At 74.5% G+C, this 14,135-nt stretch carries 14 protein-coding genes and 1 pseudogene; 5 read left to right on the forward strand and 10 right to left on the reverse strand.

Annotated features, from left to right (window positions below; genetic code table 11):
- From D476_RS0123380 to D476_RS0123390, 3 genes are all read left to right on the forward strand, one after another.
- Positions 1-302 (forward strand): LiaF domain-containing protein (locus D476_RS0123380; protein ID WP_017626346.1); only part of this gene is annotated, 302 nt, incomplete at its 5' end.
- A 112-nt stretch (positions 303-414) separates the two neighbouring features.
- Positions 415-1,653 carry a phosphoserine phosphatase SerB gene (serB, locus tag D476_RS0123385; protein WP_026123792.1) on the forward strand — a complete coding sequence of 413 codons (1,239 nt, stop codon included), beginning with the start codon at positions 415-417 and terminating at the stop codon, positions 1,651-1,653.
- Positions 1,654-1,698: 45 nt separating this feature from the next.
- Positions 1,699-2,631, forward strand: a complete 933-nt coding sequence (locus tag D476_RS0123390; RefSeq protein WP_017626348.1) for an inositol monophosphatase family protein — start codon at positions 1,699-1,701, stop codon at positions 2,629-2,631.
- Here D476_RS0123390 and D476_RS0123395 read toward each other — a convergent pair.
- The 4 genes from D476_RS0123395 to D476_RS0123410 form a co-directional block, all read right to left on the reverse strand.
- Positions 2,628-3,095: an SMI1/KNR4 family protein gene (locus tag D476_RS0123395; protein WP_017626349.1), complete on the reverse strand. Its 468-nt coding sequence runs from the start codon at positions 3,093-3,095 to the stop codon at positions 2,628-2,630. The genes D476_RS0123390 and D476_RS0123395 overlap by 4 nt on opposite strands.
- Before the next feature lie 151 nt (positions 3,096-3,246).
- Positions 3,247-3,501, reverse strand: coding sequence for a hypothetical protein (locus tag D476_RS0123400; RefSeq protein WP_017626350.1), 255 nt, complete (start codon positions 3,499-3,501; stop codon positions 3,247-3,249).
- A gap of 151 nt (positions 3,502-3,652) precedes the next feature.
- Positions 3,653-3,874 carry a helix-turn-helix domain-containing protein gene (locus D476_RS0123405; protein ID WP_017626351.1) on the reverse strand — a complete coding sequence of 74 codons (222 nt, stop codon included), beginning with the start codon at positions 3,872-3,874 and terminating at the stop codon, positions 3,653-3,655.
- On the reverse strand, positions 3,875-4,474 hold the full coding sequence (locus D476_RS0123410; RefSeq protein ID WP_017626352.1) for a DUF2975 domain-containing protein: 600 nt from the start codon (positions 4,472-4,474) through the stop codon (positions 3,875-3,877).
- Positions 4,475-6,068: 1,594 nt separating this feature from the next.
- Between D476_RS0123410 and D476_RS39960 the strand changes: the two are divergent.
- Together D476_RS39960 and D476_RS39965 are read left to right on the forward strand one after the other, a co-directional pair.
- A pseudogene (locus D476_RS39960) lies at positions 6,069-8,048 on the forward strand (AAA family ATPase); the annotation flags it as partial.
- A gap of 310 nt (positions 8,049-8,358) precedes the next feature.
- Complete coding sequence (locus D476_RS39965; RefSeq protein ID WP_338036254.1) at positions 8,359-8,499, forward strand: hypothetical protein; 141 nt, start codon at positions 8,359-8,361, stop codon at positions 8,497-8,499.
- Between the two features lie 175 nt (positions 8,500-8,674).
- Here D476_RS39965 and D476_RS0123420 read toward each other — a convergent pair whose 3' ends face one another.
- The 6 genes from D476_RS0123420 to D476_RS0123445 form a co-directional block, all read right to left on the reverse strand.
- A complete protein-coding gene (locus tag D476_RS0123420) occupies positions 8,675-9,469 on the reverse strand; it encodes a sporulation protein (RefSeq protein WP_017626353.1) in 795 nt (264 codons plus the stop codon).
- 170 nt (positions 9,470-9,639) lie between these two features.
- Positions 9,640-10,407: a sporulation protein gene (locus D476_RS0123425; RefSeq protein WP_017626354.1), complete on the reverse strand. Its 768-nt coding sequence runs from the start codon at positions 10,405-10,407 to the stop codon at positions 9,640-9,642.
- 115 nt (positions 10,408-10,522) lie between these two features.
- A complete protein-coding gene (locus D476_RS0123430) occupies positions 10,523-11,293 on the reverse strand; it encodes a sporulation protein (RefSeq protein ID WP_040726888.1) in 771 nt (256 codons plus the stop codon).
- Positions 11,294-11,496: 203 nt separating this feature from the next.
- Positions 11,497-11,778 (reverse strand): HPr family phosphocarrier protein, encoded by a 282-nt coding sequence (locus D476_RS0123435; RefSeq protein WP_017626356.1) that lies wholly within the window; start codon positions 11,776-11,778, stop codon positions 11,497-11,499.
- 135 nt (positions 11,779-11,913) lie between these two features.
- Complete coding sequence (locus D476_RS0123440; RefSeq protein WP_017626357.1) at positions 11,914-13,431, reverse strand: PTS fructose transporter subunit IIC; 1,518 nt, start codon at positions 13,429-13,431, stop codon at positions 11,914-11,916.
- The gene (locus tag D476_RS0123445) at positions 13,428-13,994 is read right to left on the reverse strand and encodes a PTS sugar transporter subunit IIA (protein ID WP_017626358.1); all 567 of its coding nucleotides are present in this window, start codon (positions 13,992-13,994) and stop codon (positions 13,428-13,430) included. The genes D476_RS0123440 and D476_RS0123445 overlap by 4 nt, the downstream gene beginning before the upstream one ends.
- Between the last annotated feature and the right edge of the window lie 141 nt (positions 13,995-14,135).

Genomic DNA, 14,135 nt, shown 5'->3' on the forward strand with positions numbered 1-14,135 from the left:
TGGAGCCCCGGACCAACGTGTCGGCCATGTTCGGCGGGATCGGGCTGGACTTCCGGGAGGCGGTGCTGACCCGCCGCGAGGTGACCGTGCAGTGCGCGGTGCTGTGCGGGGGGCTGGACATCACCGTCCCGCACGGCGTGCGTGTGGTGAACAGCACCACGTCGATCTTCGGGGGGACCTCGCTGCACGGCACGGACGCGGTCACCGACCCCAACGCCCCGGTGATCCGCCTCACGGGGACCTGCATGTTCGGCGGGATCGACGTGAAGGCCAAGAAGCCGAAGAGGAAGAAGAAGTCGTAGAACCGGCGGCTCCACAGGGCGACCGGCCGGTGGACACCGGGTGAACTCCCGCTTCAGGGGCACCGCCCTGCCCTCCGTGCCCGGGAACAGGGCGAGTACCGTTGTGAACGCGATGAACGAGCAATCCACTCTCCTGGTAACGGTGACCGGTCGCGATCGCCCCGGCGTGAGCGCACGACTTCTGTCCACCCTCTCCGTTTTCCCGGTGACCCTCGTCGACCTGGAGCAGGTCGTGATCGGGGGCCGACTCGTCCTGGGCGCCCTCATCGCCGTCGATGAGAGCGTCGCCCCCGGCGTGAGCGGGGACCGCGTCTTCGACGAGGTCCGCAGCGCCGTGGAGAAGACCTCCATCGACCTGGAGATGGAGGCCGAGTTCGCATCCGGCAACGGCCGGGTGACCGTATCCGCCGACGACCGCCTGCACATGACCCTGCTGGCCGACCCGCTGCGCCCCGGGGCGCTGGGGGCGATCACCTCGTGCATCGCCCGCGCGGGGGCCAACATCGAGCGCATCGAGCGGCTGGCCAGCTACCCGGTGACCTCGATCGAGCTGGAGGTGTCGGGGGCCGACCCCGAGACGCTCCGCGGCGACCTGGCGATGGAGGCCGCCACCCAGCAGATCGACGTGGCCCTGCAGCCGTCGGGGCTGCACCGGCGGGCCAAGCACCTGATCGTGATGGACGTCGACTCCACCCTGATCCAGGGGGAGGTCATCGAGCTGCTCGCCGAGCACGCGGGCTGCGCCGACGAGGTCGCCCGCGTCACCGAGGAGGCGATGCGCGGCGAGCTGGACTTCGAGGAGTCGCTGCGGCGCCGGGTGGCGCTGCTCAAGGGGCTGGACGCCTCGGCGATGGACGCGGTGCGCGAGCGGCTGGTGCTGACGGCCGGTGCGCGCACCCTGGTGCGCACGCTGAAGCGGCTGGGCTATGAGTTCGCGATCGTCAGCGGCGGGTTCACCCAGATCACCGACGCCCTGGTGGACCGGCTCGGGCTGGACTACTCGGCGGCGAACACGCTGGAGGTCGTGGACGGCAAGCTGACCGGCGGCCTGGTCGGCCCGGTGATCGACCGCGGCGGCAAGGCCGAGGCGCTGCGCGGCTTCGCGGCCGAGGCCGGTGTCCCGCTGTCGCGGACGGTGGCCATCGGCGACGGCGCCAACGACCTGGACATGCTGCGCGCCGCCGGGCTGGGCGTGGCGTTCAACGCCAAGCCGGTGGTGCGGGAGCAGGCCGACACCTCGGTGAGCGTTCCCTACCTGGACACCATCCTGTTCCTGCTGGGCATCTCCCGCGAGGAGGTGGAGGCGGCCGACCGGCAGGGCGGATCCCCGGAACCGCATGACGCGCGGTAGTCGATCGCGTACGCTTCGCAGTAACCCCTGAAGCGAGGCCCCCTCATGTCGTCTTCCTCCCCGTCCGCCTGCCCTCCGACCGCCCCCGCACCCGCGCCGCACCGGCGCGCCGCGGGCCTGGCCGCGGCGGCCGAGCGGTGCGTGCGCTCGGCGGCGCGCGCCCTGTCCGACTCCGGCGACGGCCGCCTGGCGGTGGCCGCCAAGGGCAGGTTCGACCCGGTGACCGACGCCGACACGGCGGTGGAGAGGTACCTGTCGGAGGCGCTGCGCTCGGCGGTGCCGGGCTCGGCCGTGGTCGGCGAGGAGGGCGGCGGCCACCCCGGGACCTCCGGGGTGACCTGGTACGTCGACCCGATCGACGGGACCGGGAACTTCCTGCGCGGGCTGCCGTTCGCGTGCATCTCGGTGGGCGCCGCGGTGCAGGGGCGCCTGGTGGCCGGGTGCGTCTACGACGTCTTCCGGGACGAGTGCTTCACCGGCGGCCCGGGGCTGCCGCTGCGCACCGGTTCGGAGTCGGGCACGGTCGCCCGCCCTCCGGCCACCGAGGGCGCGCCGACGCCGCTGGTACTCACCGATGTCCCGCTGCCGGGGCGCGCGGGCGAGCGGGAGCTGGCGTTCTTCGCCGACCTGCTGGACCGGGCCGAGGTGCGGCGGGTGTACTCCACCGCGCTGGCCCTGGCCTGGGTGGCGGCGGGCCGTGCGGACGCCGCCTGCAATCTGGGCGTGCACCCGTGGGACGTGGCCGGGGGCGCGGCCCTGGTGCGCTCGGCGGGCGGGGTGTACACCCCGATCGGCGCCCCGCCCGAGCCGGAGGGGGCGCAGCAGGAGCCGCTCCCGCCGGAGCTGGCCCCCGGTTTCACGGCCACGGCGGCCGGTTCCCGCTCCCGCGGCTTCGGCCGCTGGCTGACCGCGCGCGTAGAGGACCTGGCCGAACCGGAGGAGGCGGCACCCGACGCCCAGGGGACGGCCGGGAACTAGGGGGATTCCGGGATCGCGGAGCGCGGGTTCCGCAGGTCCTCTCCCCTGGCATCGGCGAGGAGCGCGCGCCGGACATAGGTCTCCAGGTCGCCGGTGAGCCAGACGCGGCTGTCGTCCTCGTGGTCCCAGGCATAGACGTCGTCCTTGACGGGGTCCACAGGCAGGGCGAAGCGGTCTCCGCCCCCGTCGTCGCCGAAGAACAGCAGGTGCCCGAAGGGCATGTACAGCTCACGGAACTCCGACCACGTCCTGAAGAACCCGTTCTCGCGGGCGACCGTGTCGGAGTCCCATACGACGCCGATGCCGTAGGCCCCGGTGATCCCGTCGCATTCCAGGAGCAGGCTGCGAAGGGGGTCGGGCAGGGGATGCCCGAGCCTGCGCTCGGCCTCCGCGACGGCGTCCGGCGGTGCTCCGGGAGCGGCCTCCGCCTCCGGACATTCCTGTGCGATCAGCTGTCTCCACACCCGACGGCCCCTCTCGGACGGTCTCCCGGTCCGACGCGGCGGCTGAGGAAGGCGTTCCCGCGGGGAGCGGCGGAGACGGACGGGTGGCGGGAAAAGGCAGCGGTCCCGGCGGACGTGCCGCCGGGACCGCCGGGTGATCACCGCCTACGCGCTATGCCCCGCGGGCGAGGGGGAGTTTGACGTCCGCCCTGTGGGCGGTGAAGACCTCGGCGCTCACGCCGTCCGCGGTCTCCGTACGGCCGGTGGTCTCGAACTCGAAGGACGCGTCGCCGCGTCGGAACCGGTAGCTGCCCTTCGGGGCCGCCACCCGGGTCACAGTGCCGTCGAGGTCGCGGATGGGGGCGAACTCCTCGCGCTCGGGGACGACGAGGCGGATGGCCTTCATGGCCGGCTGCAGTGTCGGCATCGTCTCCTCATTTCTCACCCGGTGCCCGCTTTCCGAGGGCGGTGTGATTTTTTCCCGGAAACGGAACCGTAAACATTAGAGCAAAGAGGACGTGCCCTTGGTTTGGTAGGCGAAAAATGGGGAATAAGACTGAGTTGGCCTCAGTGTGCGATCAGGGCTCGTAGTCGAGCAGGTCCCCCGGACGGCATCCCAGCTCACGGCAGAGCGCCGACAGGGTGGAGAAGCGGATCGCCTTCGCCCGGCCGTTCTTCAGCACCGACAGATTCACCGGTGTCACCCCCACGCGCGCCGCCAGTTCGGTCACGGTCAGGCCGCGCTCCTCCAGAAGGCGGTCCAGGTGGACGCTGATCGCCCCCTCGCCCTCCGGGGGCACTCAGATCAGCCCCTCGGTGTCCTCGCGCAGCTCGGTCCCCCGGCGGAACGCCTCGGCCAGCGCGGCGACCATCACCGCGGCCACCATCGGCATCAGCGAGACCCCGAATCCGAAGACGACGGCCTCGTCCACCGCGGGGACCTGCGCGGCGAGCCGGTCGGCGGCCAGCGCCCGCACCAGCGGCACCAGGACGGCCCCGGCCAGCACGAGCCCCGCGACGGCCAGCAGCCGCCGGGGGTTGGCGGGCGCGAAGGCGTCGCCGTCCCGCAGGGTCGCGGCGATGCGCACCACCAGGACCAGCCCCGCCAGCCACAGCACCCCGGCCAGGAGTGTGGGCCCCTCGGCCAGCACACGCTGGAGCGGCGCGGGGTCGGAGACGACCAGGACCGCGTCCCGGACCCCCTCGACCGCCAAGCCGTCGCCCGACAGCCCGGCCGGCGCCGACACGGGCCGGTCGAGCTCGACCGGGACCCGCGCCTCGGACACCCCGAGCCCGGCCATGCGGACGGCCGGTACCGCCACCATCAATCCGCCGACCAGGATCACGGCCCCCCACAGCACCGCCATCAGGGCCCACCCGTCACTTCTGTCCCACCGCATCCGGGACACCTCCCCGCCATTGCTTATCGTTTTTCGATATTATCGAGAAACGATAAGCAACCGTCAAGCCGCGCCGGGCGTCGGAACCGGGACATATGCTCACGGCCACGGGGCGGCGCCCCGCCCGCCCCCACCCCCCGACTCCCGCGAAGGAGCGCGTTTGCCGGCGATCCGCCTGCCCGAGCACCTGGAACCCCTGCTCAGCCACGAGCCGGTGCTCGACGTATACGAGTACGGGCCCTGGCAGGTCCCCGAGGACCTCATCGCCAAGGTCTCCGACCTGCTGTCCCTGGTCATGTCGGACCAGCGCGGCCTGGAATTCCCACCGGACTCGCCCCGCGGCACCCCCGAGGAGCGGCGCCGACGCCTCGCCGGGGACGTCCTCGACGCGCTGATCTGTGTCTCCGGAGCACTGCGGATCAACTCCGGCAGCCACTCCTGCCTGCCCTCGCTGCTCATGCGCGACCACATCAGCGGCGTCACCCCCGACACCGACCCCGTCCGCTGGATCTTCGACGACCTGGAGATCCCGCCGTTCTACGGCCTGATGGACGTGGCGGGGACCCCGGAGTCCCGGGAGATCGTGCTCGCCCTGCTCAGGGACGTCCTGGACGCCGTCGAGGGCGTCACCCCCTGGGAGCCGCGCCGCCGCGCGGTCCTGGGCCTGCTCGACCGGCGCGCCGCCGACCCCGAGCTGCACCGCTTCGACCTGTCCGCCACACCGCGCGAGGTCCGCCGCGCCTGGGCGGCCGACATCACCGAGCACAGCTTCCCCGACATCCCCGAGTTCGCCCCGCCCGAGGTGTTCCTGAAATGGGCCTTCGACCGGTTCGCCGAGGCCCATGACCGTTTGGAGAACACCGCCCACGGCATGCCGGACGTCTACGACACACTCACCTACATGGCCCTGGGCCTGGAGCTGCCCGGCGTCCCCCCGGTCGCCTCGACCGTGATGGACCTCGACGAGTTCCGGTACCAGACGCGCCTGTTCGCCCGTGAGAAGGAAGGGTTCAACGCCGAGGTGTTCAAGCGCCGCGCCCGCGTCTGGCTCTGGGAGGCCGCCGCGGCCGGGGACTTCGACACCTGCCGGGCCTGGCTCGACTACGGCACCCGGTGCGCCGTGGCGCTCGCCTCCGGCGACGACGACCTGATGCGCAAGCCGAACGCCGGAACCCCGCTCCCGGTCTTCGGGTTCCAGTTCGACATGCACCGCTTCTGCGTGCGGCCGCGCACCGTGTTCTCCGTCCCCGAGGCGCCGGAGGGGGCGCAGGACGACGCCGAAACGGCGCAGGGGGCGGAGGCTGCGGACGGTCCGGAACCCACACCGCCCGCGCCCGCGGCGGAGACGGCCGAGGACGCGGGGGCGGAGGCCGGGGAGCGCGCAGGAGAGAGCACGGAGGCCGGGCAGGACCGGGACGAGGAGCCCACCCCCGAGAAGGCCGAGCCCGGCCGCCCGCGGCCCGCCCTCGAAGAACTCGACGCCCTCGTCGGCCTGGAGCGGGTCAAGGAGGAGCTGCGCCAGGTCCACTCCGAATCCGAGGCCGAGCGGACGCGCAGGCGCATGCCCCTGGCGTTCCCCAAGGCGCCCCGGAACATGGTCTTCACCGGCGGCCCCGGCACCGGGAAGTCGGCCGCCGCGCGCGTCCTCGCCGCCATCTGCGCCGAGACCGGCCGCCTGCGCTCCGGGCGGGTGGTCGAGACCGACCGCGCCGAGCTGATCGCCGACTACGCGGGCGGCGTGGCCTCCCAGGTCGCCCAGGTGGTCAAGGGCGCCCTGGGCGGCGTGCTGCTGATCGACGACGCCTCGGCGCTCACCGAGTCCGACGCCGCCCGCAGCCTGGGCTACGACGCGGTGAACGCCCTCATCCGGCAGATGGACGAGCACCACCAGGACCTCGTGGTGGTGCTCGCCGACACCGACGAGCGGATGGGCCGCTTCCTCGCCGCCAACCCCCGCCTGGCCGCCCGCTTCCCCCACCGCCTCTCCTTCCCCACGCCGTCCGGGCGGGACCTGGCGGGGATCGTGGAGGCCCTGGCCGCCCGCGGCGGGCTCAAACTGGAGCCGGAGGCCCTCGCCAAGGCCGAGCGCGTCCTGCGCCGCAGCGGCGGCGGGGCCGGGTCGGGCGGGGCCCACACGGTGCGCGCGCTGCTCGACCGCGCCCTGGCCCGGCAGGCCCGGCGGCTCGCGGACACCGGCTCGATGCCCTCGCCCGGCTTCCCCGGGCACCGCGACACCCGCCCCCTGTTCGTGCTGACCGCCGACGACATCCCCGACAAGGCGGGCATCGGCCTCGTGGGGAGCAGGCGCGGCGTCCCCGAGGGCACCGACCCGATGGCCGCCCTGGAGTCCCTGGTCGGCCTCGAATCGGTCAAGCGGGAGATCCGGCTGTACGCGGCCGAGGCGCACGCCGACCGGCTCCGGTCCGAGTCCGGGGCGGCCGTCGAGGCGCCCGCCCGGCACATGGTCTTCACCGGCAGCCCCGGCACCGCCAAGACGACCGTCGGCCGCATGCTCGGCGCGATCTACGCCGACCTGGGCCTGCTGGCCTCCGGGCACCTGGTGGAGGTGGGCCGGGCCGACCTGGTCGGCGAGTACATCGGGCAGACCGCGCCCAAGGTGGAGCAGGCGGTGCGCAGCGCCCTGGGCGGGGTGCTGTTCATCGACGAGGCCTACGCGCTCAGCCAGTCCGACTCGGGGAACGACTACGGCCCCGAGGCGGTCTCCACACTGCTGAAGCTGATGGAGGACCACCGGGAGGACCTGGTGGTGGTCGTCGCGGGCTACGAGAGGGAGATGGAGCGCTTCCTGGCCTCCAACCCCGGCGTGGCCTCCCGCTTCCCCCGGCACCTGGGCTTCCCCGACTACACCGACGAGGAGCTCACCGAGATCTTCGCGCACATGGCCTCCGAGGCGGGGTTCACCGTCGGCGAGGGCACCGGGGAGCGGGTCCGGCGGCTGCTGTCGGCCGCACCGCGCGACGGCGCGTTCGGCAACGCCCGCCTGGTGCGCAACCTGCTGGAGCGGGCCACCGCGCTGCAGGCCGAGCGGATCACCGACGGGGCCGAGCGCTCCGCCGGGGAGCTGCGCGAGCTGCTCCCGGCCGACATCCCCGCCACGACGGGCGCGCGCGTGGGCGCGGTGGCGCCCACCGACCCGCTCGCCCGCCTGGAGGAGCTGGTGGGCCAGGAGCCCGCCAAGCGGGAGTTGCGCACTCTGGACGCGCGGGCCCGGGTGGATCAGGCCCGGCGCCGGGCCGGGATCACCGCCCCCGGGGCCCTGGACCACATGGTGTTCCTCGGCAACCCGGGCACCGGCCGCACGACCGTGGCCGAGCTGGCCGGGGCGGTGTGCGCCCGGCGCGGCCTGCTGTCGTCGGGCCACGTGGCGCCGGTGGACCGGGAGGGCCTGGTCGGCACGCTGCCCGGCCAGAGTACGGCGCTGGTGGAGACCGCGGTGCGGGCCGCCGCCGGGGGCGTTCTGCTGATCGAGGACGCGCACACGGTGCTGCCGCGCCCCTCCTCCGGCGCCCCGGCCGAGGAGGCCGCCGAGGCGCTGGTGCGGCTGGTCCGCACCTACCGCAGCGACCTGCTGGTGGTGGCGTCCGGCGACCCGGAGGAGCTGCCCGCCCTGCTGGACGCGCGCCCCGGGCTGGGCGCGCTGTTCACCCGGCGGCTGCGCTTCCCCGACCTGGCGGTGGAGGAGCTGGTGGCGGTCTTCACGGACCGGGCCCACCGGTCCGGCTTCCGAGTGGAGGCGGGGGGCGCCCCGGNCCGCGCGGAGCCTGCTGGCGCGGGACCGGGCGGCCGGGGCCGCAGGGGGCGCGGCGGCGGCCGGAGGCAAGGCCGGACCGGCGAACGCGCGGCTGGCACAGGCGGTGTTCGAGGTGACCGCCCGCAACCAGGCGGCCCGCATCGCCGAGGAGGACCTGTCCGACCCCGACGTGCTGCGCGCGCTGACCGCCGAGGACGTGCCGACGGTGCTGCCGGACCGCGCGGCCGCCCGGCGGACGGGCATGTACCTCTGACGGCTTCCCCTGCCTGAAGGAGGGGGAGCCCGCGCCCGGCCCGACGGGTGGCGGCCCCTCTCAGGGGCTCCGTCCCACCGGACGGGAACGGACCCGTTCGCCGCCCGTGCGGGGCACCGTCTACGGGCGGCCCCGCACGGGCGGCTCGCGTCTCCGGGGCGCGGCGCCCGGCCCCTCAGCCGAACAGGTCGCCCATCAGCCCCGGGCGGCGCTGCACCAGCGTGTCGATCTGCTGCTTGACCTTCGCACCGACGTCACCGCCCTGGTGCGGGATGCGGAAGCCGCCGGTGCGGTCCGCCCCCTCGGTCAGCAGCCCCCCGCGCTTGTCGGCCTCGATGACCACGTGCACGCCCTCGGCGTCGGCGAGGAAGGAGATCTCCAGCTCCTTCATCTTGCCCGCGTACGCGCCCCTGGGCCGGAACTCGATCTCCTGGTAGAAGGGCAGCTCCTGCCGCCCGCCCTTGATACGGCCGCGCTCCACGTCGCTCCTGACGAGCGTGAATCCCAGCGTGTGGACCGCGTCGAGCACGGCCTGCTGGGCCGGGAGCGGGTGCACGAGCAGCGGGTCGAGGTCGGTCGCGTCGATCGCGCCGCCGATGTCCACGTGGGTGCGCAGGCCCAGCTCGGAGCCGGGCAGCGGGGAGCCCCAGGCGGCGGTGAGCGGCGCCTGCATGCTCAGCGGATAGGCGAAGGGGATGCGCCGCTGCTCACCGGGGGCGAGCACGAACGGGCCGCTCACCCCGACGGCGCCCGTGTCGACGGTGGCCTTGCGCTCGCCGTCCTCGGTCTCCACCTCGGCGCGGGTGCGCAGTTCGAGGTGGATGCCGTTGATGTGGGACTCGGTCTCCCCGCCCACGAGGTCGATGTGGCCCTGGACCTGCTCGCCGGGGCGGACATCGGGCCGCGCCAGCACGGTATCGATGGTGGGACCACCGATGCCGACGGAGGCCAGGAGACGTTTGAAGACCATGTTCGTCCTTCCGGATCGGCGGGGGTTCGCGTCCGTGGGACGCGCGGTCGGCATGCGGAGTTCCCCCACAGGCCGGTCCGGCCCGATGCGGCCGCGGATCGGGCGGGGGCGCGGCGCCCCGCCCGGCGCCGTTCCGTCCCCCGGCGTGCCCCTCGGGTGCGCCCCGCCGGTCAGAGCCAGCGGTCCCGCAGCAGCGTTTCGATCTGGTGCTGGACCTGCGGACGGTAGTCACCGACCTGGTGCGGGATCTGGAAGCCTCCCAGGCGGTCCACGCCCTCGCTCAGCAGGCTGCCGCGCTTGTCGGCCTCCAGCACCACCAGCACCCCCAAGGGGGCGGCGACGAACGCCAGCTCCAGTTCCTCCATCCGGCTCACGTAGTTCGGGCCGGGGCGGAACTCGAACTCCTGGTGGTAGGGCAGCTCGTGGCGCACGCCCGTGATGCTTCCGTGCTCCATGCCGGTCTCGATGAGCCCGAAGCCCAGTCCCGCCACCGCGTCGAGGACGGCCTGCTGGGCCGGGAGCGGGTGCACGGCCAGCGGGTCCAGGTCCGTGGCGGAGACGGAGCCGCCGATCTCGACGAACGTGCTCAGCCCCAGCTCGCTGCCGCGCAGGGGGTGCCCCCAGGCGAAGGTGAGCGGGGCCTGGATGCTCAGCGGGTAGGAGAACGGGATCCGGCGGTGCTCGCCGGGGGCGAGCATGAACGGGCCGCCCAGGTGGACGGTGCCGGCGTCCATGGGGGGCCGGTGCTCCCCGTCGTCCGCCTCGACGCGGGCGCGCGTTCCCAGGAAGATGCGGCCGATGTGGGCCGGAGCCGCGCCGCCCACCAGGTCGATATGACCGTGGACCTGTTCCCCGGGGCGCACGTGCGGGTTGGAGATGACGGTCTCGACGCGCGGGCCGCCGATGCCGGGGGAGGCGGGCAGGTACATGTAGGCCATGGGCGTCCTTTCGGGGAGTCTCCGGGAGGACGGGGATCGGTGCCGGTGCGACGCCCCGCCCGGGAACAGAGTCTCGCAGGGGCCGGATGCGGCCCCTGGGGAGAGTCGGCCGGCGTCAGGCGAGGGCGTCGTGCACGAGGGCGGAGATGCGCCGCGCGGTGTGCGGGTCGACGGGCCCGGCGGGCGGCAGGTCGAGGCGCAGCGCCTCCTTCCTGCCCGGGAGCATGCCGCTCCTGCGCGCATTGAGGTACACCCCGGTCCAGTCGGGGCCGGGCAGGAGGGTCAGCTCGACCCTCTTGGCCCGGATGGCGCACCCGGGTCCGGGCTCGAACGCCACGACCTGGTGGAACTCCAGCTCTTGGAGCCTGCCGTCCATGGTGCCGCGCGTGGTCTGGGCGCTGGTCGGGCGCAGCCCGAGGCCGTGGAGGGTGTCCAGGACCGCCTGCTGCACCGGCAGCGGATGAACGCGCAGGTCCGCCTTGGCGCTGGAGTCCCAGGCCCAGGCCAGCCGCGCACGGGCGGTGAGGCCGAACTCGGCGGCGCGCAGCGCCTCTCCCCAGGCGTGGGTCAGCGACGCCTGGAGAGGGACCGGATACGTGAAGGGGACGGTCCGCTCCTCTCTGGGGGCGAGTGTGAAGTCGCCGTCCACACCGACGGTGCCCCACACCTCGGTGGCGAGCCTCTTGCCGCCGTCCTCGTCCCACTTCAGGGCGCGGGTGACCAGCCGCAGGTCCACGACGGTGACACGGGCCTCGGCCTGCCCGCCCACGAGTTCGATGCGGCCGCGTGCGGGCCCGCCGGGGTAGACGTCGGGCGGGTCGGGCACGAGGGCGACCGTGACCGGGTCGACGATGCCCGCACGGGCCAGAACACGCTTGGCGACCATGGCCACCGGCCTTCCGGAGAGGGGATCACCGCGCCTTAGGACGCGGTCCGGCCCCGGAGAGTTCCGGTCGCCCCCGGGCACCCATGGGGACGTGACCGGACAGGGCCCCGTCCCGCCCGCCCAGGGCTGTCACGGCCGCCGGGGGCTCCGCCACTCCGGCGGACGCCGTCCCGCCTCCCGGCAGGCGGGACGGGGCCCACGTGTCAGGCGGACGCGCCCTCGGCGTCCAGGTCGCTCGCGAGCATCCTGGACAGCTCGTCGACGGCCGACTCCGCCCCCTCGCCCTCGGCGGCGAGGGTGACGGTGTCGCCGTGGCCGGCGCCCAGCGACATGACCGCCAGCAGGCTGCGGGCGTCGACGGGGGCGCCGCCCTCCTTGGCGATGGTCACGGGCAGGCCGGTGGCGGTGGCCGCCTGCACGAACAGGCTCGCCGGGCGGGCGTGCAGGCCGACGGCGGAGCCGATGGTGACGTCGGTGCTGGGCATGGGGGTCTCCTCCGGAAGATCGGTGATCAGGGACGGCAGGGGCAGGGTGGGGGTGGGGGACGCGCGGTCGGCGGCACCGGCCGGGTCAGGGGCCGGTGGGCGGCGGGATCCGGGTCGGAACGGCCGGGACCCTTCTCAGGCCGCGGCGGCCTGAGGGGTCTCCACGGCCGGAGCCTTCTCCTTGCGGCGGAGGCTCTTCAGTGCCAGGACGGCGCCCGCGGTCACGACCGTCCCGACGGCCAGCGCGGCCAGGAACAGCAGCGGGTGGCCGATCAGCGGCGTCACCCAGATGCCGCCGTGCGGCGCCCGCAGGGTGACGCCCAACCCGGCGGTCAGCGCGCCGGTCACGGCCGATCCGGCCATGATGGCGGGGATGACGCGCAGAGGGTCGGCGGCGGCGAAGGGGATGGCGCCCTCGGTGATGAAGGACGCCCCGAGCACCCAGGCCGCCTTGCCGTTCTCCCTCTCGGCCTGGGTGAACGCCTTCCGGCGCACCACCGTGGCCAGGGCCAGCCCGAGCGGCGGCGTCATCCCGGCGGCCATCACCGCGGCCATGACGGTGAACTCCACGTGCGCCCCCGAGGCGCCCGCGCCGACGGCGGTCAGTCCGGCCGTGGCGAAGGTGTAGGCGGTCTTGTTCAGCGGCCCGCCCATGTCGAAGGCCATCATGGCGCCGAGCAGCGCCCCCAGCAGGATGAGGCTGCCGCCGGTCAGCGAGCCGAGCCAGTCGGTCAACCCGCCCATGAGCGCCGCCAGCGGGCGCCCCAGCACGACGAACATCGCCAGCCCGGTGACGAACGACGCCACCAGCGGGGTGACCACGACCGGCATGATGCTGCGGATCGCGGAGGGCACCTTGAGCCGGGTCAGCCCCAGGGCGACGAATCCGGCGAGGAAGCCCGCCACCAGGCCGCCGAGGAACCCGGCGCCCACGGTCACCGCGGCCGCGCCGCCGAGGAAGCCGGGCACCAGCCCGGGGCGGTCGGCGATGGCGAAGGCGATGAACCCCGCCAGGACGGGCACCAGGAACCCGAACACCGCCGAGCCGGTGAGGAAGAGCAGCGCCCCCCACTCGGTCGCCGACAGCGGGTCGAAGCCCTCGACGACGTCGGCCGGCTGGGCGTCGGCGATCCCGTAGCCGCCGATCATGAAGGCCAGGGCGATGAGGATGCCCCCGGCCGCGACGAACGGGATCATGTACGACACGCCGGTCATCAGCCACTGGCGGATGCGGGTGCCGACCCCGGCCCCGGACTCGACCTTGGTGGCCGGTGCGGGGGCGGAGCCGCCCGCCGGGTCCGAGGCGCCCGCCGCGCCGGAGGCGGCCGCGGCGGGCGCGGCGGGCGCCTCGCGCGCGGCGGCGGCCGCGCGCTCCAGGACCGCGTCGGCGTCGCTGATCGGCGCCTTGACGCCGACGTCGACGAAGGGCTTGCCCGCGAACCGGTCCTTGTCGCGGACCTCCAGGTCGGCGGCGAAGACCACGGCGTCGGCGGCGGCGATGTCCTCTGCCGACAGCGGCGGGGAGCCCGCCGCGCCCTGGGTCTCCACCTGGATCTCGTGCCCGGCGCGGGCCGCGGCCTGCTCCAGGGCCTCGGCGGCCATGTAGGTGTGGGCGATGCCCGTGGGGCACGACGTGACGGCGACGAATCTCATGGCGCCGACACCTCCCTGTTCACGATCTCGGCCACCGCGGCGGCGTCCGGCGCGTCCAGCAGTGCGTCGCGGAACTCCGCGTGCATCAGGCGCCGGGCCAGGGAGGCGAGGATGGTCATGTGGGCCTCCCCGCCGCCCTCCGGGGCGGCGATGAGGAAGACGAGGACGGCGTCCCCGTCGGGCCCGCCCCAGTCGACGCCGCCGGGGACGGTGCCGACGGCCAGGGCGGGAGCGGTGACGTGGGCGGACCGGGCGTGCGGGAGGCCGACGCGGCCGGGCATGCCGGTGGGCATCTGGGCCTCGCGCGCGGCGACGTCGGCCAGGAAGCCCTCCAGGTCGGTGACGCGCCCGGCGGTGTGCAGGGCGGCGGCGAGTTCGCGCACCGCCTCGTCGCGGTCGGCGGGCCGCATGCCTGTGCGGACGGTGGCCTCGGTGGCGAGCGGCGGTGCGCCCTCGGGCGCGGCCGTCCCCGGTTCGGCGGCCCCGGACCCGGTGGCCCCGGGCGCGGCCGGGTCGGATGCGGCGGCCTCGGATGCAGGGGTGCGCCTGCGGAACAGCGCCATGGCTCACAGCTCCTTGATGAGCATGTCGGGTGCGGGATCGGGGACGACGTGCACCTGCTCCGGGTGCAGGTCGCCGGGTCCGGGGACGGTGCTTCCGGGCAGGGCCGCGGCGGCGCGGCCCCAGGCGACGGCGGGGGGCCG

Source organism: Nocardiopsis chromatogenes YIM 90109 (assembly GCF_000341185.1).
Lineage (GTDB): Bacteria > Actinomycetota > Actinomycetes > Streptosporangiales > Streptosporangiaceae > Nocardiopsis_A > Nocardiopsis_A chromatogenes.